This window comes from Flavobacterium solisilvae, assembly GCF_012911605.1.
Lineage (GTDB): Bacteria > Bacteroidota > Bacteroidia > Flavobacteriales > Flavobacteriaceae > Flavobacterium > Flavobacterium solisilvae.
The window spans coordinates 64,516-87,689 of the sequence record NZ_JAAMPT010000200.1 but is presented as its reverse complement, the minus strand read 5'-3'; the positions used below and the strand labels follow the sequence as shown (position 1 = coordinate 87,689).

Here is a 23,174-nt window from a genome sequence, read left to right as displayed (position 1 = left end):
GTTATCACGACACATGGAATATAAAAGGATTAGAAAACTTTGCTGATGCGACTAAAATTTATATATTTGACCGCTATGGAAAACTATTAAAACAAATCAGTTCGAAAAGCGACGGTTGGGATGGAACGTTCAACGGACAGTTAATGCCATCAACCGATTACTGGTTCAAGGTAGAATACCCAGAAACAGGTGTTATGAAAGAATTTAAAGCGCACTTCTCGTTAAAACGATAAGATAACAAACAACAAAAAAACCACTCAATTGAGTGGTTTTTTTATGGGATTAAGTGTTATTTAAATTACTTTTATGAACCTTGTGTTTTCATACACTCTTCATACAGTAAGTAGGGCGAAGGTATACTTTAGCTATGTAGTAGATGCAAATTTTGGAATTCCTTGAAATAATTGATAATTTTTCTTAATATTTGAGCTATCTTTAATATTGGTAATGTATCAAATTAGTGATGAAAGAAACCAAGAGTTCAATTCGTTTATCTTTTAGCCCCGATGGAAGCGGTTACCGTGTAAAAGCGTACAGCGGGAAAATGGAAAGCAAGAAAATACAAGTCACTCGCTTCAAAGAAATGGCAATGTAGAAGAAATGAAATCAGAATTAGAAATATGTTTTGGACTATGAATATGCAAAAAAACCACTCGATTGAGTGGTTTTTTTATGTAATCAAATTACTTTTTTAAGTAGTAATAAAATATTATTTATTGTATTTGGTCAGCGCATCTTTCAAGATTTCAACAGAGCGAACTAAATCTTCTTTCTTCAATACATAAGCAATTCGGATTTCATCTAAACCAACATTTGGCGTAGAATAAAATCCAGCCGCAGGAGCAACCATTACGGTTTCGCCATTGTTGTCATAAGAATCTAATAACCATTTGGCAAAATCATCTGCGCTTTTAACGGGCAATTTAGCAATACAATAAAAAGCACCTTTTGGAGTGGCTACTTTTACACCGTCGATTTTGTTTAATTCAGAAATAAGTGTGTCACGTCTTTCTTTATATTCATTGATAACATCATCAAAATAACTTTGTGGAGTATCCAATGCTGCTTCACTAGCAATTTGCGCATAAGTTGGCGGACTTAATCTAGCTTGTGCAAATTTCATAGCTGTTGACATTACTTCTTTGTTTTTTGAAACAATACAACCAATTCTTGCTCCACACATGCTATATCTTTTTGAAACTGAATCAATCATAATAGCATTTTCTTCAATTCCAGGAACGTTCATAACAGAGAAATGCTCATCGCCATCGTAAATAAATTCGCGATATACTTCATCTGCAATTAAGAATAAATCGTGTTTTTTTACAATTTCGGCAAGTTGTAAAATTTCTTCTTTTGAATATAAATAACCCGTTGGGTTTCCTGGATTACAAATTAAGATAGCTTTAGTTTTTGGTGTAATTAATTTTTCAAAAGCCGAAATAGGAGGTAAAGCGAAACCTTCATCTATAGTAGAAATTACGGGAACAACATTTACGCCAGAAGCTGTAGAAAAGCCGTTGTAATTTGCATAAAAAGGTTCCGGAATAATAATTTCATCGCCATTATCCATAGTGCTACCCATTGCAAAAAGTAATGCCTCAGAACCACCAGTTGTAATGATAATATCTTCAGTATTGATAGGTAATCCGTGGTTTTTATAATAATTAGAAAGTTTAGTTCTATAGCTTTCAAAACCTGCCGAATGGCTATATTCTAATGTTTCAATAGTGTTGTTTTTGATAGCATTTAGAGCAACTTCGGGTGTTTTTATGTCAGGTTGACCAATATTTAGGTGATATACTTTGTGTCCTTTCTTTTTTGCACCTTCTGCATAAGGAACTAATTTTCGAATTGGAGATTCAGGCATTTGCTGACCTTTGGTTGAAATTTTAGGCATGATGTTAAAAATTTAGTTGTGCAAAATTGCGATAATTTTTTTTTGAAACCAACTAATTACGAGTTTATAAAAGTTTGATTTTAAAATTGGAAACTATATTTTTATTAAATTAGCAAAAATCATTGCTAATGTTTAAATCATTTTTATTTTTTTTCGTTTTTATTGCCATTTCAACGAACGCTCAATCAGAATTTAAGTTTGCTACTAATAAAAAGAAGGTAACAATTCCGTTTCAATTAATAAATAATTTAATGTTTATTCCAGTTAACCTGAACGGTGAAGAGTTGACTTTTTTGTTAGATACTGGTGTTGATGAAACTATATTGTTTAGTCTTGATGAAACTAATGAAATAGAGTTAAATCATGTAGAAAGTATTAAATTGAAAGGACTTGGAAAAGAAGAAGCCATTGATGCTTATAAATCATCGAATAATGTATTAAGTGTAAAAAGTTTTTCCGATAATCACCACACAGTTTATATCATTCTCGATCAAGAAATTAATTTTTCTTCTCAGGTTGGAATTCCTGTGAATGGAATTTTAGGATATAACTTTTTTAAAGACCATTTGATTAAAATTGATTACAAAAAAAGGAAAGTCACTATTTATTCTGATGAAGATAAAAAGAGTAGAAATCAATTAAAAAGTTACCATAAAGACAGCATTTCTCTGGAGTTGAATAAACCTTACGTACATTTAAACATAAAAAAAGACAAAGTAAAGCAAAAGTCGAAACTACTAATCGATACGGGCAATAGCGATGCACTTTGGTTATTTAAAGTTAAAAACAGCGAAATAATTTATCCAAATGAAGTAATAGACGATTATCTCGGAAGAGGTTTCAGCGGAAGTATTTATGGAAAACGTGGTCGATTATCGGCTTTAGAGTTTGGCGGTGTTGTTATAAACGAACCCATTGCAACTTATCCAGATTCTGTTTCGTTAAAAAGTGTCAATTTTGTTGAAAATAGAGTAGGTTCAATAGGTGGCGAAATTACTTCTCGATATACAATTTTTTTTGATTACAAAAACAATGCTATCTATACAAAACCCAATGCAAAAATAGACGAACCCTTCGAATTCAATATGAGTGGAATAGAAGTGCAACATAATGGATTAGAATGGTACAACGAAACGATAGAAGAAAAAACTAATGGAATAAAAGTCTATACCGACAGTGGATTTGAAAACCGACTAAAAGTAAGGTTTTATTTAAAACCCATTTTTAAAGTCTCAAACATCCGTCCAAATTCACCTGCCGAAAAAGCTGGACTAAAAATAGGAGACAAAATAACCGTAATCGATAACCAAAACATGCAACGAATGACTATTGAAAAGATAAATAATTTATTAAAATCCGAAGAAGGAAAAACCATCACGCTAGAAGTAGTTCGAAATAACAAACCCATCAAAATTAAATTTCAGCTCAAAAAAATTCTATAAAAAAAGCTCCGAAGATTTTCGGAGCTTTTACTTTATTTATTGCATCAACGGACTATTTGATTTCTTTTCCAGCAAATTCACTACTGGTTTTACAACCACTTCTCCTTTTATTTTCAAAGCAACACGACCTTCTTCGTAGTTTACCGCATTGGTTTCAATTGTAATCGTTTTTCTAATCGGACCAGTGTTCATATTGTATTTTACCTCAATTTTTCCTGATTGACCTGGAGCAATTGGTTCTTTTGGAAAACTTGGAACCGTACAACCACAAGTACTTTTTGCATCTTTAATAATCAGTGGCGCATCACCGGTATTAGTAAACACAAAAGCACGCAAACCATTATCATCTTCCTTATTAACAGTACCATAATCAATAGTATTGTCCTTATCCTTAAACTCAATTTTCGCACCACTTTGCGCAAAAACAGCACTACCAAAGGTAACTAAAGCTAAAAGTAAATATTTTTTCATAGGTTAAAAATTTTAATATTTGGTTTCTGTAAAAATACTTCGTTTAAATTAATACACAAAAATTTAATTCTTAATTTTTTCTAAAGTACAGATTAACTACTTTTGCAAATCAAATTACAAAAAGTGTACCAAAACAAATTAATACAGATTTATAAACAAATTCCTTCGTTCAATCATGAGCGAGTCTACGGTTTGTATCTATAATCCTTATTCCTGCTGTTCGCGCTACACGGTAGCTCGCTTCCATCAGGGCTAAAAAGGAAACTAATCGAATTTTTGTAATCTAAAGTAAAACTTAAAAAATCAAATATCTAATTCAGATATAAAATAAAAATATGACACCAGCACAATTTAATGCCGCAGCCGTAGAAAAAAAATGGTACGACTACTGGATGAAAAACAACTATTTTCATTCAAAACCAGACCATAGAAAACCATATACCATAACCATTCCACCTCCAAACGTAACTGGAGTGCTGCACATGGGACATATGTTGAACAACACCATTCAAGACGTATTAATTCGTCGTGCGCGATTAAAAGGTTTCAACGCATGTTGGGTTCCAGGAACCGATCACGCATCCATTGCAACCGAAGCCAAAGTGGTAGCCAAACTAAAAAGTGAAGGAATTAACAAAAGCGATTTAACTCGCGAAGAGTTTCTAAAACACGCCTACGATTGGACTGATAAATATGGAGGAACAATTCTTGAGCAACTAAAACAGTTAGGATGTTCTTGTGATTGGGATAGAACTAAGTTCACGATGGACGCAGACATGTCAGCTTCTGTTATAAAATCATTCGTAGATTTATACAACAAAGGATACATTTATCGCGGTTACCGAATGGTAAATTGGGATCCAGAAGCCAAAACAACATTATCAGACGAAGAAGTAATCTTTGAAGAAAGACAAGGAAAACTCTATTTCATCAACTATAAAATTGAAGGTTCTGAAGATTTCTTGACCGTTGCAACAACGCGTCCTGAAACCATTTTTGGTGATACCGCAATTTGTATTAATCCAAACGATGAGCGTTTTTCTCATCTAAAAGGAAAAAAAGCCATCGTTCCTGTTTGCAATAGAGTTATCCCGATTATTGAAGACGAATATGTTGATGTAGAATTTGGAACAGGTTGTCTAAAAGTTACGCCAGCACACGATGTAAACGATAAAACACTTGGCGATAAACACAATCTTGAAATCATCGATATTTTCAATGAAGATGCCACGTTAAATTTATTTGGATTGCATTATCAAGGAAAAGACCGTTTTGTAGTTCGTGAAGAAATAGCCAAAGAATTAGAAACTATTGGTGCTTTATCAAAAACAGAAACACATCTTAATAAAGTTGGAACTTCCGAAAGAACCAAAGCCGTAATCGAACCAAGACTTTCTGATCAATGGTTTTTAAGCATGGAAGAATTGGTAAAACCAGCCATCAAAGCCGTTTTAGAAACTGAAGAAATTAAATTATATCCAAGTCGTTTTAATAATACGTATCGTCATTGGTTAGAAAATATACGTGATTGGAATATTTCACGCCAACTTTGGTGGGGACAACAAATTCCTGCCTATTATTATGGTGATGGAAAAGAAGATTTTGTAGTTGCTGAAAATATTGAAGATGCTTTAAAACTAGCTAGAGAGAAAACTTCAAACGCCCAACTTCAAACTTCCGACTTACGTCAAGATGCCGATGCTTTAGATACTTGGTTTTCTTCTTGGTTGTGGCCAATGGCAGTTTTTGGAGGAATTCTTGAACCAGAAAACGAAGATTTCAAATATTATTATCCAACCAATGATTTGGTAACTGGACCAGATATTTTATTCTTTTGGGTTGCTCGAATGATTATCGCAGGATATGAATATGCAGGAGAAAAACCATTTACCAATGTATATTTAACAGGTTTGGTTCGTGATAAGCAACGTCGTAAAATGTCTAAGTCATTAGGAAATTCGCCTGAACCTTTGGAATTGATTGAAAAATTCGGTGCTGATGGTGTTCGTGTTGGATTGCTTCTGAGCGCTTCGGCAGGAAATGACATTATGTTTGACGAAGAATTATGCAATAATGGTAAAGCTTTTGCTAACAAAATTTGGAATGCCTTCCGATTGATAAAAGGTTGGGAAGTTGCCGATATTCCGCAACCAGAAAGCTCTAAAGTTGCCATTGAATGGTATGAAGCCAAGTTGCAACAAACCTTAGTTGAAATTGAAGAAAATTTCGAAAAATACCGTTTGTCTGATGCATTGATGGGAATTTATAAATTGGTTTGGGATGATTTCTGTTCGTGGTTTTTAGAAATGATAAAACCAGCTTACCAGCAACCTGTTGACCGAGCTACATTTGACAAAGCGATTGAAATGCTTGAAGCTAATTTGAAGTTATTGCATCCGTTTATGCCGTTTTTAACGGAGGAAATTTGGCAACATATCACTGAAAGAACTCCTGAGCAAGCTTTAATTATTGCAGAATATCCAGTTTTGAAATCATTTGATGAAAAATTAATTGCTGATTTTGATTTTGCTGCCGAAGTTATTGCTGGCGTTCGTACTATTCGAAAAGAAAAGAATATCGCTATGAAAGATGCTATTGATTTAAAAGTGGTAAACAACGAAAAAGTGTCAACTTATTTTGATAGCGTGATTACCAAACTTGGAAACATCGTTTCATTGGAATATATTTCTGAAAAGATTGATGGTGCATTGACTTATAGAGTAAAATCGAATGAATATTTTATTCCAGTTTCTGGAAATATTGATATAGCTGCCGAAATTGCTAAGTTAACCGAAGAGTTAGTTTACACACAAGGTTTCTTAAAATCGGTTCAGGTTAAATTGTCCAACGAAAAATTTGTTGCCAATGCCAAGCCCGAAATTATTGCTAACGAAAGAAAAAAAGAAGCCGATGCTTTAGCAAAAATTGCTACAATCGAACAGAGTTTAGCGAGTTTACAATAAAGAAATTAGTCCCGAAATTTTTCGGGATTTTTTTTTGGAATCAATTCGTATTTCATCGGAAGTAAACATCGATTAACTCCAATAGCTTCGTGATTAATAGATTTTTTTAATGCATTCAACGATTATTCATTTTTTTAATAACCATAGTTTATAGTTTTGATTAAAAATTATTTAACACCACATCAAAAGAAATGAATAATATTTTCAACCCAGTATATAGAAAAGATTATATCCAAGGATATTCAAGAGGATTAAACCCGAATATCGATTTTGATACTAATCAAAGTGAAGGTTACAACTATGGTTTTCGTCAAGGTCGTGAAGATTACGAAAGCATGAACGGAAAAATCATACATGGCATTCCACAATTGATTGTTACTAATAAAGTCTTGGAGGATTTTCTTTTAGCAGGAATGCTTGGAATGAGTATAAATTCTGATGGATATACAGCATATCAAATTGATATTATCCAAAAATGGTATCAAAGTGGCGTTGAAAAATATGACGCTAAACAAAGCGATTATTTGCTAAATATTTTAGAAAAAAACGGAATAGAACTGAGTTAACTACTCAGTTTTTTTATGTCAAAAAAATATTGAGAAGAAATTAGTCTAGCATTTTTTGCATAATTACCGAATGCAACCAACGGTCAAATTTATAACCTGTTTCTTTTAAAACAGCCACTTTTGTAAATCCAAATTGCTCGTGAAAAGTAATACTACTTTCATTTTCAGCATCAATAACGCCAATCATCGTGTGAAGTTTTTGTTTTTTTGCCAAAAGAATAAGCTCATTCATAATTAATTTTCCGATGCCTTTTCCGTGAAAACTTTGGTCAACGTAAACCGAATGTTCAACCGTAAATCGATAAGCATCACGGAAACGAAACTCACTATAATAACCAAATCCAACTACTTTTTCATCCAATGTTGCCACAATAATTGGAAACCCTTTTTTTAGTTTTTCGTCAAAAATTTCAATTTGTAACGCTACATTCCTCGGATTATAATCATATAAAGCCGTAGAGTTTAAAATCACATGATTAATGATAGCAACAATAGTATCGGCATCATTTTCAGTATAGTTTCTTAGTTTAATTTCCATTTTTCAAAAGTATAAAAAAGGATTGAAGTTTGTTTTATCAATTTCAACGAGTATTTTGATGGTTTTAACCTTAAAATAGTAGAAAATCAGCCGATTTCTTTATATATTTGTATAAGCAAACCTTTAAAAATGATTTACCCAAAAATACCTTTAGCGCAAAGCATCATTGAAATTTGTAATGTTAAAGGTGTAATAGATATCATTATTTGTCCGGGTTCAAGAAATGCACCTTTAACAATTGGTTTTGTTAATAATCCAAATTTTAAATGTTACAGTATTGCTGACGAACGCAGTGCTGCATTTTTTGCCTTAGGATTAGCAAAACAAAAACAAAAACCGGTTGCAATTGTTTGTACTTCGGGTTCGGCATTGTTGAATTTTTATCCTGCTTTTGCTGAAGCTTATTACAGCCAAATTCCATTGATAGTAATTTCTGCTGATAGGCCAAAAGATAAAATAGACATTGGTGATGGACAAACCATTCGTCAAGAAAATGTTTTTAGCAATCATTCGTTGTACAATGCTAATTTAACCGAAGATGTTTCCGATGAAAATGATGTTTTTATCAATGAAGCTATCAATGTTGCTATTGGGAAAAAAGGTCCAACACATATCAACGTTCCATTTGAAGAACCTTTGTATGAAACGGTAAAAAAACGTTCAGTCGATTTCAACATTACCAGTTTGTTCAAAATTTATCGATTAGTTTCCATTGATGATATCATTGCTTTTTCAACACTTTGGAACCATAGTAAAAAAATATTAGTTTTAGTAGGCGAGTTACCTCCAAATTCTATCGAACAAAAATGGATAGAATTATTGGCAAGTTTTCCATCAGTAGTGGTAATGACTGAGTCTACTTCAAATTTGCATCATTCCAGTTTTATAAATAAAATAGATACTTTAATAACTCCATTTAGTGCCAAAGATTCATTGATGTTACAGCCAAGAATTCTTATCACTTTTGGTGGAATGATTGTTTCAAAACGAATTAAAACTTTTTTGCGAAAATACAAACCAAAACATCATTGGCATATTGATGAACTTAGAGCATATGATACTTTTGGAATTTTGACAAAGCATTTCCATGTTTCTCCCAATCAGTTTTTTACTCAGTTTTTGCCTTATGTAAAAACAGTTGAAAGTGATTATAAAAACAGAATTGCCTCTGTTTTTGCTGATAGAAAAATAAAACACAAAAGTTATTTAAAAACTATTCCATTTTCTGATTTAAAAGCTTTTGAAATTATTTTAAAAAAGCTACCTAAGAACTTAAATCTGCATTTTAGTAATAGTTCTTCTATTCGATATGCACAGTTGTTTAAGATTGCTGCTTCTATAGATGTAGCTTGTAATCGAGGAACAAGCGGTATTGATGGCAGTACTTCAACAGCTATTGGTAGTGCAATTGCTAGCGAAAAACCCACTTTGTTGATTACAGGTGATGTTAGCTTTTTATATGATAGTAATGCGCTTTGGAACGATTATATTCCCAAAGATTTTAAAATAATTGTAATTAATAATGGCGGTGGCGGAATTTTTAGAATTCTTCCAGGTCATCAAGAAAATCAAGTCTTCAATACCTTTTTTGAAACTTCTCATTGTTTAACAGCAGAACATTTGGCAAAAATGTTCCAATTTGATTATTACGTTGCTAGTGATTCTGAAAATTTGAAAGAAAATTTAAAATCCTTTTTTGAAAACAATGAAAAACCAGCAATATTAGAAGTTTTTACACCAACAAAAGACAATAATAAAATACTACTTCAGTATTTTAAACAATTGGTCTAATTAAAATTTACAAAGTGAGCCAAACCAATAAGTTAAAAATATTCAATGATCCAATTTATGGTTTTATAACCATTCCCAATACCTTAATTTACGATTTAATTCAGCATCCTTATTTTCAACGTCTTCGTAGGATTTCGCAAATGGGTTTGTCTTATTTGGTTTATCCTGGTGCGCATCATACTCGTTTTCATCATGCGCTTGGAGCAATGCACATGATGCAAAAAGCAATTGAAGTACTTCGATTTAAAGGAGTTGCAATTTCTAAAGAAGAAGAAAATGCGCTTTTGATTGCTATTTTGTTGCACGATGTTGGTCATGGTCCGTTTTCTCACGCTATGGAACACAGTATTGTAGCAGTTCATCATGAGGAAATTTCGTTGCTTTTTATGGAACAATTAAATACTGAATTTAGTGGTGAATTAAGTTTAGCTATTCAAGTTTTTAAAGGCGAATATCATCGAAAATTTATGTTGCAATTGGTTTCAAGTCAGTTGGATATGGATAGAATGGATTACTTGAAACGCGATAGTTTTTATTCTGGCGTAGCCGAAGGAAATATCAATTCTGATCGATTAATTCAAATGCTCAATGTAGTTGATGATGTATTGGTTATGGAAGAAAAAGGAATTTATTCAATCGAAAAATTTCTGATGGCAAGAAGATTAATGTATTGGCAAGCTTATTTACATAAAACTAGCTTAGTAGCAGAACTTACATTGACTAAAACTTTAAAGCGAGCAAAAGAATTATTGCACAAAGGAATTGCGGTAGAATGCAGCAAACCGTTTAAGTTTTTCATGGAAAATCAAATCACAATGGAAAGTTTTACGACTAACGATTTGAATACATTTGCTCAACTTGATGACTTTGATATTGTTTCCGCTTTAAAAACTTGGCAATATCATGACGATTTCATTTTAAGCAGTTTGAGTAAAATGATTATCAATCGTGATTTACCTAAAATAAAACTGAGTAGCGATAAATTTCCAAAAGAAGTTTTAACTCAATATATTGCTGCTTTTTCGCAACAAAACAATGTAAGTAATCAAGAAGCTGAATATTTTATTTTTAAAGGAAAAATTAAAAATCAAGCCTACAACAAAGAAGCTGAACCTATTAGAATATTGAAAAAAGACAAAACAATTGAAGATGTAGTCGAAGCTTCGGACCAATTGAACTTAAAAGCTTTGTCCAAACCTGTGACCAAGTATTTTATATGTTTTCCAAAACAACTTATCGAAAATTAACATTAAAATCTATTTTTTTATACTTTTGTAGCGATGAAATTTACAGCAGCGCAAATAGCAGGAATTTTAGAAGGCGAAGTAATAGGCAATCCTAATGCAGAAGTTTTCAAACTATCCAAAATAGAAGAAGGTACCGAAGGTTCGCTAACATTTTTAGCTAATCCAAAGTACATCAATTATATATATTCTACCAAAGCAACGATTACTATCGTTAACAATTCATTTGAACCCGAAAATGAAATCTCTACCACTTTAATAAAAGTTGATGATGCTTATAAATCGTTTTCAAAATTGCTTGAATATTACAATCAGGTGAAGTTGATGAAATCGGGAATTGAGCAACCATCGGTTATTTCTGAAGGTGTAACTTATGGAGAAAACCTTTATTTAGGAAGTTTTTGCTACATTGGCAAGAACGTAACGATTGGAAAGAATGTAAAAATATATCCTAATTCATTTGTTGGCGATAATACAACCATTGGCGATGATTGCATCTTATTTGCTGGTGTTAGAATTTATTCTGAATCAGTAATTGGTAGTCGTTGTGTTATTCATTCCGGAACTATTATTGGTTCGGATGGATTTGGTTTTGCGCCGCAAGAAGATGGAACTTATAATAAAGTACCACAAATAGGTAACGTGATTTTAGAAGACGATGTTGAAGTTGGTTCATGTACCACAATTGACAGAGCAACCTTAGGTTCAACTATTGTTAGAAAAGGAGTGAAGCTTGATAATCAAATTCAAATTGCTCACAATGTTGAAATTGGAGAAAATACCGTAATTGCTTCTCAAACTGGAATTGCAGGTTCGACAAAAATTGGCAAAAACTGTATGATTGGCGGACAAGTTGGAATTGTTGGTCATATTACTATTGGCGATAATGTTCGAATTCAAGCGCAATCAGGTGTTGGGAAAAGTGTAAAAGATGGAGAAACATTACAAGGTTCGCCATCATTTAATTATGGAGATTGGAATAAATCGTATGTACATTTTAGAAATTTACCTAAAATTGTAGCCGATTTAGAAAATTTAAAAAAGAAAACAAACTAAACTAAAAATAGATTAAAATGGTTAAACAAAAAACCATCCAAAACGAAATTTCATTAACCGGAGTTGGATTACACACAGGAGCAGAAGTTACTATGACTTTTAAACCAGCACCAGTGAACAATGGTTTTACTTTCGTTAGAGTTGATTTAGAAGGAAGTCCAGTTATTGAAGCAGATGCCAATTATGTAGTCAATACACAACGTGGTACAAACTTGGAAAAATTAGGTGTTAAAATTCAAACTTCAGAGCATGTTTTGGCAGCTTTTGTTGGTTGTGATGTTGATAATGTCATTATTGAATTAAATGCTTCTGAACCGCCAATTATGGATGGTTCGTCTAAATTTTTTGTTGAAGCAATCGAAAAAGCTGGAATTGTTGAACAAGATGCTGAGCGTAATTATTATGTAGTAAAAGAAGTAATTTCGTTTACTGATGAAACTACTGGAAGCGAAATTATTTTGATGCCAGCCGATGATTATCAAGTTACTACAATGGTAGATTTTGGTACAAAAGTATTGGGTACTCAAAATGCTACTATGAAAAATATAGGTGAATTTAAAACTGAAATTGCCGATTGTAGAACTTTTAGTTTCCTTCACGAATTAGAAACTCTTTTGGATAATGGTTTAATCAAAGGTGGCGATTTGAATAACGCTATCGTATATGTTGACAAAGAAATTTCGCCAAAAACAATGGAAAACTTGAAAGTTGCTTTTGGAAAAGATAATATTTCGGTTAAACCAAACGGAATTTTAGACAATCTTACTTTGCATTATCCAAACGAAGCAGCACGTCATAAATTACTTGATGTCGTTGGTGATTTGGCATTGGTTGGAACCAAAATTAAAGGAAAAGTTATTGCTAACAAACCTGGACATTTTGTAAACACTCAATTTGCTAAGAAATTATCAAAAATCATTAAAATAGAGCAACGCAATCAAATTCCTGTGTATGATTTACACAAAGAACCATTGATGGACGTTAATAAAATCATGGCAATGTTGCCTCATCGTCCGCCATTTTTATTGGTAGATAAGATTTTAGAAATGTCAGATAGTCATGTGGTTGGTTTGAAAAACGTCACTATGAATGAAGATTTCTTCGTAGGACATTTTCCTGGTGCGCCAGTTATGCCAGGTGTTTTAATAGTAGAAGCAATGGCACAAACTGGAGGAATTTTGATATTAAGTTCGGTTCCAGATCCTGAAAATTATTTAACTTACTTCATGAAAATAGACAACGTGAAGTTCAAACATAAAGTATTGCCTGGCGATACATTAGTATTCAAGTGTGATTTGATTTCACCAATTCGTAGAGGAATTTGCCACATGCAAGCCAATGCTTATGCTAATGGTAAATTGGTTGCGGAAGCCGAATTGATGGCACAAATTGCAAAAAAACAATAAATTTTTGATCATTTGGTGATTCGGTTATTTGATTCCGTTTAACCAAATTAACAAATAACAAATTAACAAATAACATGAATCAACCTTTAGCATACGTTCATCCAGGAGCAAAAATTGCACGTAATGTAGTTATTGATCCTTTTACTACTATTCATAACAATGTTGTCATTGGCGAAGGAACTTGGATAGGTTCTAACGTTACCATTATGGAAGGTGCAAGAATTGGTAAAAATTGCAACATATTTCCTGGTGCAGTAATTGCAGCCGTTCCACAGGATTTAAAATTTGGTGGCGAAGATTCATTGGCAATCATTGGAGATAATTCTACCATTAGAGAATGTGTTACCATTAATCGTGGTACAGTTGCTTCTGGGCAAACCGTTATTGGAAAAAACTGTTTGATTATGGCAACGGCACATATTGCTCATGATTGTCACATTGGCGATAATGCAATTATTGTAAATGGTGTTGCATTGGCTGGACACGTAGTGGTTGGAAACTATGCTATTATCGGTGGTTTAGCAGCAGTTCATCAATTTATTCACATTGGAGATCATGCTATGGTTTCGGGTGGTTCATTGGTTAGAAAAGATGTTCCGCCGTTTACTAAAGCAGCAAAAGAACCTTTATCTTATGTAGGAATCAATTCAGTTGGTTTAAGAAGAAGAGGTTTTACTTCCGAAAAAATTAGAGAAGTTCAAGACATCTACCGAATATTATATCAAAAAAATTACAATACTTCACAAGCTTTAGCTATTATCGAAGCCGAAATGGAAGCAACGCCTGAACGCGACGAGATTTTACAATTTATCCGTAGTTCTTCACGAGGAATTATGAAAGGATATACTGGAGCTTATTAAATTTAGAATTCAGAAATTTGAATTTAGAAGTGTACAATTAAAAATACAATTAGAAATAAATTAACAAATAAACATACAAATGGCATCTACAGCAGATATTAGAAACGGATTATGTATTAAATTTAATCATGATATTTATAAAATCATTGAATTCCTTCACGTAAAACCTGGAAAAGGTCCAGCTTTCGTTAGAACAAAATTAAAGTCATTAACTAACGGAAAAGTATTAGACAATACTTTTTCTGCTGGTCATAAAATTGACGTTGTTCGTGTAGAAACACACACTTTCCAATATTTATATGCTGAAGGAAATGATTTCCATTTCATGAATACTGAAACATACGAGCAAATCACATTAAACAAAGATGTACTTGATGCTCCGGATTTATTAAAAGAAGGAACAAACGTAATGGTTCAAATTAATACTGAAACTGATTTACCTCTTGCAGTAGATATGCCAGCTTCTATCGTTCTTGAAGTTACTTATGCTGAACCAGGTGTAAAAGGAAACACGGCTACTAATGCAACTAAACCTGCAAAAGTGGAAACAGGTGCTTCAATCAATGTTCCGTTGTTTATCAATGAAGGTGATAAAATCAAAATTGATACTGCTACCGGAAAATACATGGAAAGAGTATAATCTAGTCTTTAGTAAGTTGTGAATAGTAATTAGTTTTTTCTATTCACTAATCACTATTCACTAATCACTAAAAGAATGAAATTCTCAAGAATACATACTTTAAAAGAAATTGCTGCTATCATCGGTTGCCACTATGTTGGAGCCGATGATTTTGCGGTTCATGGCATGAACGAAATTCACGTGGTTGAACCCGGTGATATTGTTTTTGTTGACCATCCAAAATATTACGATAAAGCTTTGCAATCGGCAGCGACAATTGTTTTAATCAATAAAGAAGTTGATTGCCCAGAAGACAAAGCTTTATTGATTTCTGATGATCCGTTTCGCGATTTTAATACTTTGACTAAACATTTTCGTCCGTTTGTTGCGGCAAATGTTAGTGTTTCGGCTTCGGCTACTATTGGAAAAAATACGGTAATTCAACCCAATTGTTTTATTGGAAATAATGTAACGATTGGCGATAATTGTTTGCTTCATGCCAACGTAATTGTGTATGACAACACAGTTATTGGCGATAATGTTATTATTCATTCGGGAACCATTCTTGGAGCAGATGCTTTTTACTATAAAAAACGTCCCGAAGGTTTTGATCAATTGCTTTCTGGCGGTAGAGTTGTTATTGAAGACAATGTTGGAATCGGCGCTTTGTGTACGATTGACAAAGGCGTTACTGGCGATACCACTATTGGTGCTGGAACCAAAATTGATAACCAAGTACATGTTGGTCATGATACCGTTATTGGTAAAAAATGCTTGATTGCTTCACAAACGGGAATTGCAGGTTGCGTAATCATTGAAGATGAAGTGACACTTTGGGGACAAGTTGGAACTACTAGTGGAATTACCATTGGCGCAAAAGCCGTTGTTCTTGGTCAAACCGGTGTAACCAAATCTATTGAAGGTGGAAAAAGCTATTTTGGTACACCAGTAGAAGAATCTCGTGAAAAACTGAAGCAATTAGCCAATGTTAAACGTATTCCAGAAATTTTAGATAAACTTAAATAGATTATGAGCGCAAAAGATATCGTTCAAAATTTTTACAAATCAGATGTAATTCTCGAAGCCCAAACCGTAAATGATTTTTTGCATCCCGAAGTTATTTTGGAATGGCACAGTACCAAAGGTTTTTTGAAACTCAATCACGAGCAGCTCATCGGAATTAGTAATGAATTAGGAAAAACCTATGTTCGTTCAAAGTATAAAATTTCACATCTTGTAGAAGAAGGAAATACGGTTGCTGTTCGTTATTCGCAATATGTAAAAACGATTGAAAACCCAAGAGAAGAAATGCTTTTAGCTCATTTTATGGTTATTTGGGAAGTAAAAGATAATAAATTGTATCGTGGCTATCAAATGAGCCAGCTTTAATATAGTTTTCAGTTGTTGGTTTTCTGTTGACAGTTTCTATTTCAAAGTGGTAATCCAAATAATGTATAGAAATTTTACAAAAAAACTAATCACTTATCACTATTTACTAATTACTATTTTCTACTTTTGCAATACTTAAAAATAAATCAATTAAATAAACACACACATGAGCGTTTTAGTTAATAAAAATTCAAAAATAATAGTACAAGGATTTACAGGAAGTGAAGGAACATTTCATGCTTCTCAAATGATTGAATATGGAACCAATGTTGTTGGTGGTGTTACCCCAGGAAAAGGTGGTTCAACGCACTTAGACAAACCCGTTTTTAACACCGTTAAAGATGCAGTTGATCAAGTAGGAGCAGATACTTCTATCATTTTCGTTCCACCAGCTTTTGCTGCTGATGCTATTATGGAAGCTGCTGATGCTGGAATTAAAGTAATTATTACGATTACTGAAGGTATTCCGGTTGCAGATATGATTAAAGCGTATGACTTCATCAAAGGAAAAGAGTGTCGTTTAATTGGACCAAACTGTCCAGGAGTTATTACTCCAGAAGAAGCAAAAGTAGGTATCATGCCAGGTTTTGTTTTCAAAAAAGGAAAAGTAGGTATCGTTTCTAAATCAGGAACTTTAACGTATGAAGCGGCTGATCAAGTGGTGAAACAAGGATTAGGAATTACTACTGCAATCGGAATTGGTGGTGATCCAATTATTGGAACAACAACTAAAGAAGCGGTTGAGTTATTGATGAACGATCCAGAAACAGAAGCTATCATTATGATTGGTGAAATTGGTGGTCAACTTGAAGCTGATGCTGCTAAATGGATAAAAGCTGATGGTAATAGAAAACCAGTTATTGGATTTATTGCAGGAGAAACAGCTCCAAAAGGTAGAACAATGGGACATGCTGGTGCCATCGTTGGTGGTGCTGATGATACAGCAGAAGCTAAAAAACGTATCATGAGAGAAAACGGAATTCACGTAGTTGATTCTCCTGCTGAAATTGGTAAAAAAGTAAAAGAAGTTATAGGATAATATTCTTTTTAGAATACATATTTAAAATCCCAAAAATTAGTTTTTGGGATTTTTTTTTTGAGTTTGTTTTAAGTATTTGTCTCAATTTAGATGTTATTTACTAGATTTGTTTTGAAGTGGTTTGCGGGCACGGATTGCAAATCCGCGCTATCGGGCAATTACCAACGATTATATTTATGGGGCAATGAGAAAAAATGTAATTTTAATAATTGTTAGTCTTTTGTTAGTTAAATGTTCTTCAACGCAAACTAAAGAAAAGACATTTAATGAAAGGCTTAATTTTTCTAAATGTCTTTTAGAAGAGAAATCATTTGACTATATTGAAACAAAATTATCAAAGGGTTATTCGATTAAAAAGATAAATCTTAAAGGATTCTGTGAGTATAGATTTGTTTATAAAGATAGCTCTATTTTTTATGTTTCGAGTAATATTTATAATGGTTCAAGATTGAACTATGATAATCTTTTCTCTATAGGAATAAATGGTTATAACAAAAGAAATACTATTTCATCTGATATAATTAAAAATGAAGGAGTAAATAAAAATTTATATTGGTTAGAGTTTATACTTGGTGATTATGTCGTAGGTTATGTGGGTGTAAAAGAGGAAAGGAAAAATGAATTTAATGAGATGGTTAAGAATGTGATAGTATTAAAAAAGAAAGGGTAATGTATCAGATGTGTTGATTTGATATTTTAAAAATATTAGATATTGATTTTCAATACTATGAAAAATGATTTTAATGAATAAAGCAACAATCTTCGGGTTGTTGTTTTATTTTTAAGGCTTTAAAACCCCTAAAAATGACTTCAAAAACAATCAAGTGTTTCAGATGTGTTGATGGAAAGAATTTGATGGTAAAGAATGGCAAGACAAAATCAGGAAATCAACGATATATCTGTAAAATATGCCATAAAACCAAAGTTGCAACCTATATTTATAAAGCATGGAATCAAGATGTAAACCAAAATATCATTGAATTTACCAAAGAAGGTTTGGGTATTAGAAGTACGGCAAGAATATTAGAAATTTCTACGACGACTTTATTAAAAAGAATTATAACAATTGCTAAAGGCTTCATCAGCCTATTATCAGTAAAGGAAAAACGTATGAAGTAGATGAAATGTGTACTTATATCCGTCATAAAAGAAATTTTAGTTGGATAGTATTGGCTTTTGAAAGAGAAACTAAAAAAGTTGTGACCTTTTCTGTTGGAAAACGAACTAATAAAACACTAAGTTTTGTTTTAAATACTTTAAAATTATCAGTAGCTAAAAAGATTTTCAAGGATAGATTAAAAAACTATCGATATTTGATAGAAGAAAAGTTTCATTCAATAAAACGATTTGCTACTAATCATGTTGAAAGATTGAACTTGACTTTAAGAACCCATTTGAAACGATTGAACCGAAGAACGATTTGTTTTTCCAGAAGTTCTATTATTTTAACTGCTGTTTTGAAGATTTATTTTTGGGGATGACAGCAACCAAGAATTCAAATAGTATCATTTTTAGCCCAGATGGAAGCGAGCTACCGTGTAGCGCGAACAGCGGGAAAACGGATAGCAAAAATGCCCAAACGATTCGCTACTAAAATCAAAAACAGATTTTTTTGTTAAACCATTTTTAATACTTCATTATTCCGCTATATTTGTAGTTCGATAAAAAATAAACAAACTAATTTTTACTGATATGAAATTATTAGAAGGAAAAGTAGCCATTATCACTGGCGCAAGTAGAGGAATTGGAAGCGGAATTGCTAAAGTTTTTGCACAACACGGTGCTAATGTGGCTTTTACTTATAGTTCGTCTGCCGAAAGTGCTTTAGCATTGGAAAATGAATTGTCGGCTTTAGGGATTAAAGCCAAAGGATATAAATCAAACGCTGCCGATTTTAACGAAGCTCAAAAGTTGGTTGATGATGTTATTGCGGATTTTGGAAATGTAGATGTACTAATCAACAATGCCGGAGTTACAAAAGATAACTTATTGATGAGAATGAGCGAAGAAGATTTTGACAAAGTAATCGAAATCAACTTGAAATCGGTGTTTAATATGACCAAAGCGGTTCAAAAAATCATGTTGAAAAACCGTAAAGGTTCTATCGTTAACATGAGTTCTGTAGTTGGTGTGAAAGGAAATGCTGGACAAGCCAATTATGCTGCTTCCAAAGCGGGAATGATTGGTTTTACTAAATCAGTGGCGTTGGAATTAGGTTCAAGAAATATTCGATGTAATGCTATTGCACCAGGATTTATAGAAACTGAAATGACGGCTAAATTGAATGACGATGTGGTTCAAGGTTGGAGAGATTCTATTCCATTAAAACGCGGTGGAACTCCAGAAGATGTTGCCAATGCTTGTCTTTTCTTTGCTTCCGATATGAGTGCTTATGTTTCTGGACAAGTATTGAATGTTTGTGGAGGAATGCTTACTTAATCTGAATTTAGAATTTAGAATTTTGAAATTTTATGAAAAATAAATATCTAATAGTCATTTTTGTTATTGGAATTATGTATATCATTTTTGGTGCATTATTCAAAATTTTACACTTAGAAATTGGTCCAATTACTGGAAGTGTTTTGTTAACTTTTGGAATGTTATTAGAAGCTTTGGCATTAATTTTATTTGTTATAAAATTGATAAAGAATAAAAATAATGATTTTTTAAATAAGTAATAAACAACTGATTACTAAAACCTGTTTATTTAAACTAAATGACGACAAATACTATTTTATTGATTGTACTTTCTTTAGTAATCGCATTTGTCGTTTCATTTTACCAATATTTTTATAAAGTCAAAAGCAGGTCAAAAGTGACATTGTTTTTGGCTTTTTTGCGTTTCTTTTCGGTTTTTGGATTATTACTTTTATTGATTAATCCAATTATTACCCGAAAAACAACAGAAACAGTCAAAACTCCTTTGCCAATTGTTATTGATAATTCGGCTTCGATGGCAGATTTAAAATCAGATAAGGAAGCATTGGAATTGTTCAACAAACTAAAATCCAATTCAGATTTAGCCGATAAATTTGACATACAAACTTATCAGTTTGATGAAGATTTTTTGCCTTCGGATAGCGTTAATTTTAAAGGAAAGCAATCCAATATTGATGTCGTTGCCAAAAATCTTAAAAACATTTACAAAAATCAAACGTTTCCAACGGTTTTAATTTCAGATGGAAATCAAACTTCTGGCGAAGATTATGTTTTTACATTTAATCCGCAAAACAAAGTTTATCCTTTGGTTGTTGGCGATACCACGACGTATTTGGATTTAAAAGTTACGCAACTGAATGTCAACAAATATGCGTTTCACAAAAATAAATTCCCGGTTGAAGTTTTCCTGAATTATGCCGGAACGAAAAGTGTGAATGCAACCTTCAAAATCACGCAAGGAAATTCGGTTTTAAATGAGCAAACGGTTTCGTTTTCGCCGTCTAAAAAATCGGCAACGCTTAATGTTTTATTACCTGCCGAAAAAGTTGGTTTACAAATTTTCAAAGCATCGATAACTTCAAAAGAGCAAGAGAAAAATACCTATAACAATATTAAAAACTTTGCTGTAGAAGTTATTGATCAAAAGACAGAAGTTGCTTTGGTTTCGGATATTTCGCATCCCGATTTAGGTGCGATAAAACGAAGTATAGAAACTAATGCGCAACGTAAAGTAACTTTGATTAAACCAAATCAAATCAATAGTTTACAGAATTACAATATTTTAGTTTTGTATCAGCCAAACGGAACGTTTAAATCAGTTTTTGAACAAAACAAAAATGCTAAAATTAATACTTGGATTATCACAGGAAATACAACCGATTTTAATTTTTTGAACCAATATCAAGACCATTTTGATTTTAAAATGAGCAATCAAAAAGAAGATTTTTTGGCTGGATTTAATTCGCAGTTTAATCTTTTTGCTTTAGATAATATCGGTTTTGAACAGTTTCCGCCATTAGAAAATTCATTTGGAAAAATTACGCCAAAAGGCAATATCAACGAATTACTTTCGGCAACTATCAGAGGAATTTCTGCCGAGCAACCGTTGTTTGCTTTTGCAGAAAATCAAGGAAATAGAAGTGCATTTCTTTTTGGTGAAAACATTTGGAAATGGCGTGCTGCGGTTTATCTGAAGAATAAAAATTTTGAGAACTTTGATATTTTCTTAGACAAAACCATTCAGTTTTTGGCTTCTAATAACTCCAGAAAATCATTGGTTGTAAATCACGAACGCTTTTACAATTCAGGAGAAGCGATAGAAATTACTGCGCAATATTTCAATAAAAACTACGAGTTGGACGAAAAAGCAAGGTTGACGATTGCTGTAACCAATGCTAAAACCAAGCAACAGAAAAAATACGATTTGCTGCGAACTTCCAATTCGTTTAAAGTAAATCTCGACGGATTAGCTGCTGGAAATTATTCGTTTACGGTAAAAGAACTGAATTCTAATTCGGTTTACAGCAGCACGCTTGAAGTTTTGGATTTTGATATCGAAAAGCAATTTGTAAATCCCGATTGGAATAAACTAAACCAATTGGCAAATCAAACCAGCGGAAAAGCTTATTTGGCAAATCAAGCCGATGTTTTGGTAAAGCAATTAATAGCTGACGAAAGTTATAAAGCTATTCAAAAAACGTTGGTTAAAAAATCGCCTTTGATTGATTGGATTTGGTTGTTGATATTAATCGCAATTTCTTTGGCAACCGAATGGTTTGTTAGAAAATACAACGGTTTATTGTAATGTTTCTTTCTTTTTTGAAACTATTTTTTCAATTCCAAGTGTAATCAAAATTCCTCCAACATAAGCCAATAAATCGTGAAAGGAAAATGAATTTCCAATGATGGTTTTGGCTACTTTATTGTTTTCTAATCCAAGGAAAGTAATGAAGTTGAAGTACTGTAATGTTTCGACTAAAAAAGCAAATAGCAAAACATAAATTGCAGTTTTTGTTTTAGACAAATTAAAGAACGTTTGAATAAAACAATAAATCAGAATTACCACTAAAACATCACCAAAATAAGGACGAATGAAGTTATCGTGTACAAAAAGTGCTATGAAAACTTCGGTACAAAACAGTAAAATCGTTAGTAGAAAATATGTTTTGTTGAAGCGTAACATAGCACTTTTTTAGAATTTTAAAATTCTTATTTGGTAAATTTATTGTTATAATCTTCGATAGCTTTTTGAACGATTTCTTTAGCAACAACATTATCTTGAAACTCTTCAACAATAACGGTTTTCTTCTCTAATTTTTTATAGTCTTCGAAGAAACTTCTCATTTCAGAAATAAAATGTTGTGGCAATTCCGAAATATCGTTGATGTGGTTCACACTTGGATCACCAGCAGCAACCGCAATAATTTTATCATCTGCTTCACCGCCATCAATCATTCGCATTACGCCAATAACTTTTGCTTCTACCAAACACATCGGAATAAGGTCAATTTGACAAATAACTAAAATATCCAACGGATCATGATCATCACAGTATGTTCTTGGAATAAAACCATAATTAGCTGGATAATATACCGAAGAATACAAAACGCGGTCCAATTTTATCATTCCGCTGTCTTTGTCTAATTCATATTTTGCTCTCGAACCTTTTGGAATTTCGATGATTCCGTTTACAATATTTGGAGCATCTTCACCATAAGACACATCGTGCCAAGGATTTGCATTCATAATGTTGAAATTTTATTTATAATTCTAAATTAAAAGGTTGCAAAGGTACGCTTCAAAGCAGTATTTACAAGCAAAGTTTAACATTTTTACATGTAAAATTATCATTAAATTTTTAGTTCGTCATTGGGTTAACTTTTGCTTAAAATGTGTTTAAAATAAAATTCTTAATCAAATATGAAGTATTTTTACCCAATTAAATTGAGTA

At 32.5% G+C, this 23,174-nt stretch carries 23 protein-coding genes; 18 read left to right on the top strand and 5 right to left on the bottom strand.

Annotated features, from left to right (window positions below):
* A partial coding sequence (locus G6042_RS04275) for a T9SS type B sorting domain-containing protein (protein ID WP_169523078.1) occupies positions 1-233 on the top strand: 233 nt, incomplete at its 5' end.
* A 476-nt stretch (positions 234-709) separates the two neighbouring features.
* On the opposite strand, the gene G6042_RS04270 is transcribed toward G6042_RS04275, so the two are convergent.
* On the bottom strand, positions 710-1,900 hold the full coding sequence (locus G6042_RS04270) for a pyridoxal phosphate-dependent aminotransferase (RefSeq protein ID WP_169523077.1): 1,191 nt from the start codon (positions 1,898-1,900) through the stop codon (positions 710-712).
* A gap of 128 nt (positions 1,901-2,028) precedes the next feature.
* Between G6042_RS04270 and G6042_RS04265 the strand changes: the two genes are divergently transcribed.
* The gene (locus tag G6042_RS04265; protein ID WP_169523076.1) at positions 2,029-3,342 is read left to right on the top strand and encodes a PDZ domain-containing protein; all 1,314 of its coding nucleotides are present in this window, start codon (positions 2,029-2,031) and stop codon (positions 3,340-3,342) included.
* Positions 3,343-3,378: 36 nt separating this feature from the next.
* Here the strand turns inward: G6042_RS04265 and G6042_RS04260 are convergent, their stop codons facing one another.
* Positions 3,379-3,813 (bottom strand): DUF1573 domain-containing protein, encoded by a 435-nt coding sequence (locus G6042_RS04260; protein ID WP_169523075.1) that lies wholly within the window; start codon positions 3,811-3,813, stop codon positions 3,379-3,381.
* Between the two features lie 335 nt (positions 3,814-4,148).
* On the opposite strand from G6042_RS04260, the gene G6042_RS04255 reads away from it, so the two are divergent.
* Both G6042_RS04255 and G6042_RS04250 read left to right on the top strand, forming a co-directional pair.
* The gene (locus G6042_RS04255) at positions 4,149-6,776 is read left to right on the top strand and encodes a valine--tRNA ligase (protein WP_169523074.1); all 2,628 of its coding nucleotides are present in this window, start codon (positions 4,149-4,151) and stop codon (positions 6,774-6,776) included.
* Between the two features lie 191 nt (positions 6,777-6,967).
* Positions 6,968-7,342, top strand: coding sequence for a hypothetical protein (locus tag G6042_RS04250; RefSeq protein ID WP_169523073.1), 375 nt, complete (start codon positions 6,968-6,970; stop codon positions 7,340-7,342).
* Between the two features lie 40 nt (positions 7,343-7,382).
* Here the strand turns inward: G6042_RS04250 and G6042_RS04245 are convergent, their stop codons facing one another.
* Positions 7,383-7,880, bottom strand: coding sequence for a GNAT family N-acetyltransferase (locus tag G6042_RS04245; RefSeq protein WP_169523072.1), 498 nt, complete (start codon positions 7,878-7,880; stop codon positions 7,383-7,385).
* Between the two features lie 129 nt (positions 7,881-8,009).
* Between G6042_RS04245 and menD the strand changes: the two genes are divergently transcribed.
* From menD to G6042_RS04175, 14 genes are all read left to right on the top strand, one after another.
* Positions 8,010-9,671: a 2-succinyl-5-enolpyruvyl-6-hydroxy-3-cyclohexene-1-carboxylic-acid synthase gene (gene menD, locus G6042_RS04240; protein WP_169523071.1), complete on the top strand. Its 1,662-nt coding sequence runs from the start codon at positions 8,010-8,012 to the stop codon at positions 9,669-9,671.
* A 14-nt stretch (positions 9,672-9,685) separates the two neighbouring features.
* On the top strand, positions 9,686-10,918 hold the full coding sequence (locus G6042_RS04235) for an HD domain-containing protein (RefSeq protein ID WP_169523070.1): 1,233 nt from the start codon (positions 9,686-9,688) through the stop codon (positions 10,916-10,918).
* A 33-nt stretch (positions 10,919-10,951) separates the two neighbouring features.
* The gene (gene lpxD, locus G6042_RS04230) at positions 10,952-11,971 is read left to right on the top strand and encodes a UDP-3-O-(3-hydroxymyristoyl)glucosamine N-acyltransferase (RefSeq protein WP_169523069.1); all 1,020 of its coding nucleotides are present in this window, start codon (positions 10,952-10,954) and stop codon (positions 11,969-11,971) included.
* A gap of 17 nt (positions 11,972-11,988) precedes the next feature.
* The gene (locus tag G6042_RS04225) at positions 11,989-13,377 is read left to right on the top strand and encodes a bifunctional UDP-3-O-[3-hydroxymyristoyl] N-acetylglucosamine deacetylase/3-hydroxyacyl-ACP dehydratase (protein WP_169523068.1); all 1,389 of its coding nucleotides are present in this window, start codon (positions 11,989-11,991) and stop codon (positions 13,375-13,377) included.
* Positions 13,378-13,451: 74 nt separating this feature from the next.
* Positions 13,452-14,237: an acyl-ACP--UDP-N-acetylglucosamine O-acyltransferase gene (gene lpxA / locus G6042_RS04220; RefSeq protein ID WP_169523067.1), complete on the top strand. Its 786-nt coding sequence runs from the start codon at positions 13,452-13,454 to the stop codon at positions 14,235-14,237.
* A gap of 79 nt (positions 14,238-14,316) precedes the next feature.
* A complete protein-coding gene (gene efp, locus G6042_RS04215; protein ID WP_169523066.1) occupies positions 14,317-14,877 on the top strand; it encodes an elongation factor P in 561 nt (186 codons plus the stop codon).
* 75 nt (positions 14,878-14,952) lie between these two features.
* Positions 14,953-15,882: a UDP-3-O-(3-hydroxymyristoyl)glucosamine N-acyltransferase gene (locus tag G6042_RS04210; protein WP_169523065.1), complete on the top strand. Its 930-nt coding sequence runs from the start codon at positions 14,953-14,955 to the stop codon at positions 15,880-15,882.
* A gap of 3 nt (positions 15,883-15,885) precedes the next feature.
* Entirely contained in the window at positions 15,886-16,245 is a 360-nt protein-coding gene (locus G6042_RS04205; protein WP_169523064.1) for a nuclear transport factor 2-like protein, read from the top strand.
* A gap of 166 nt (positions 16,246-16,411) precedes the next feature.
* Positions 16,412-17,284, top strand: a complete 873-nt coding sequence (sucD, locus tag G6042_RS04200) for a succinate--CoA ligase subunit alpha (RefSeq protein WP_169523063.1) — start codon at positions 16,412-16,414, stop codon at positions 17,282-17,284.
* A gap of 184 nt (positions 17,285-17,468) precedes the next feature.
* Positions 17,469-17,954 carry a hypothetical protein gene (locus G6042_RS04195; protein ID WP_169523062.1) on the top strand — a complete coding sequence of 162 codons (486 nt, stop codon included), beginning with the start codon at positions 17,469-17,471 and terminating at the stop codon, positions 17,952-17,954.
* 134 nt (positions 17,955-18,088) lie between these two features.
* Positions 18,089-18,765, top strand: a protein-coding gene (locus G6042_RS14730) for an IS1 family transposase (protein WP_449404251.1) whose coding sequence is annotated in 2 segments (ribosomal slippage) — positions 18,089-18,368 and positions 18,368-18,765 — 678 coding nt in all. Because the reading frame shifts where the segments join, the coding sequence is not laid out codon by codon here.
* Between the two features lie 211 nt (positions 18,766-18,976).
* Positions 18,977-19,723, top strand: a complete 747-nt coding sequence (gene fabG / locus G6042_RS04185) for a 3-oxoacyl-[acyl-carrier-protein] reductase (protein ID WP_169523061.1) — start codon at positions 18,977-18,979, stop codon at positions 19,721-19,723.
* Between the two features lie 32 nt (positions 19,724-19,755).
* The gene (locus G6042_RS04180) at positions 19,756-19,962 is read left to right on the top strand and encodes a GldL-related protein (protein WP_169523060.1); all 207 of its coding nucleotides are present in this window, start codon (positions 19,756-19,758) and stop codon (positions 19,960-19,962) included.
* Between the two features lie 38 nt (positions 19,963-20,000).
* A complete protein-coding gene (locus G6042_RS04175; RefSeq protein ID WP_169523059.1) occupies positions 20,001-22,028 on the top strand; it encodes a hypothetical protein in 2,028 nt (675 codons plus the stop codon).
* On the opposite strand, the gene G6042_RS04170 is transcribed toward G6042_RS04175, so the two are convergent.
* Positions 22,020-22,406, bottom strand: coding sequence for a ribosomal maturation YjgA family protein (locus G6042_RS04170; protein WP_169523058.1), 387 nt, complete (start codon positions 22,404-22,406; stop codon positions 22,020-22,022). The genes G6042_RS04175 and G6042_RS04170 overlap by 9 nt on opposite strands.
* Before the next feature lie 26 nt (positions 22,407-22,432).
* On the bottom strand, positions 22,433-22,969 hold the full coding sequence (locus G6042_RS04165) for an inorganic diphosphatase (protein WP_169523057.1): 537 nt from the start codon (positions 22,967-22,969) through the stop codon (positions 22,433-22,435).
* Between the last annotated feature and the right edge of the window lie 205 nt (positions 22,970-23,174).

Bases quoted from the DNA above. Each gene is read 5' to 3' on its own strand.
- G6042_RS04270 (WP_169523077.1), bottom strand. From the start codon at position 1,900: ATGCCTAAAATTTCAACCAAAGGTCAGCAAATGCCTGAATCTCCAATT.
- G6042_RS04250 (WP_169523073.1), top strand. From the start codon at position 6,968: ATGAATAATATTTTCAACCCAGTATATAGAAAAGATTATATCCAAGGA.
- G6042_RS04180 (WP_169523060.1), top strand. From the start codon at position 19,756: ATGAAAAATAAATATCTAATAGTCATTTTTGTTATTGGAATTATGTAT.
- G6042_RS04170 (WP_169523058.1), bottom strand. From the start codon at position 22,406: ATGTTACGCTTCAACAAAACATATTTTCTACTAACGATTTTACTGTTT.
- G6042_RS04260 (WP_169523075.1), bottom strand. From the start codon at position 3,813: ATGAAAAAATATTTACTTTTAGCTTTAGTTACCTTTGGTAGTGCTGTT.
- G6042_RS04210 (WP_169523065.1), top strand. From the start codon at position 14,953: ATGAAATTCTCAAGAATACATACTTTAAAAGAAATTGCTGCTATCATC.
- fabG (WP_169523061.1), top strand. From the start codon at position 18,977: ATGAAATTATTAGAAGGAAAAGTAGCCATTATCACTGGCGCAAGTAGA.
- G6042_RS04205 (WP_169523064.1), top strand. From the start codon at position 15,886: ATGAGCGCAAAAGATATCGTTCAAAATTTTTACAAATCAGATGTAATT.
- G6042_RS04195 (WP_169523062.1), top strand. From the start codon at position 17,469: ATGAGAAAAAATGTAATTTTAATAATTGTTAGTCTTTTGTTAGTTAAA.
- G6042_RS04165 (WP_169523057.1), bottom strand. From the start codon at position 22,969: ATGAATGCAAATCCTTGGCACGATGTGTCTTATGGTGAAGATGCTCCA.
- menD (WP_169523071.1), top strand. From the start codon at position 8,010: ATGATTTACCCAAAAATACCTTTAGCGCAAAGCATCATTGAAATTTGT.
- lpxD (WP_169523069.1), top strand. From the start codon at position 10,952: ATGAAATTTACAGCAGCGCAAATAGCAGGAATTTTAGAAGGCGAAGTA.
- G6042_RS04175 (WP_169523059.1), top strand. From the start codon at position 20,001: ATGACGACAAATACTATTTTATTGATTGTACTTTCTTTAGTAATCGCA.
- G6042_RS04245 (WP_169523072.1), bottom strand. From the start codon at position 7,880: ATGGAAATTAAACTAAGAAACTATACTGAAAATGATGCCGATACTATT.
- sucD (WP_169523063.1), top strand. From the start codon at position 16,412: ATGAGCGTTTTAGTTAATAAAAATTCAAAAATAATAGTACAAGGATTT.
- lpxA (WP_169523067.1), top strand. From the start codon at position 13,452: ATGAATCAACCTTTAGCATACGTTCATCCAGGAGCAAAAATTGCACGT.
- efp (WP_169523066.1), top strand. From the start codon at position 14,317: ATGGCATCTACAGCAGATATTAGAAACGGATTATGTATTAAATTTAAT.
- G6042_RS04265 (WP_169523076.1), top strand. From the start codon at position 2,029: ATGTTTAAATCATTTTTATTTTTTTTCGTTTTTATTGCCATTTCAACG.
- G6042_RS04225 (WP_169523068.1), top strand. From the start codon at position 11,989: ATGGTTAAACAAAAAACCATCCAAAACGAAATTTCATTAACCGGAGTT.
- G6042_RS04255 (WP_169523074.1), top strand. From the start codon at position 4,149: ATGACACCAGCACAATTTAATGCCGCAGCCGTAGAAAAAAAATGGTAC.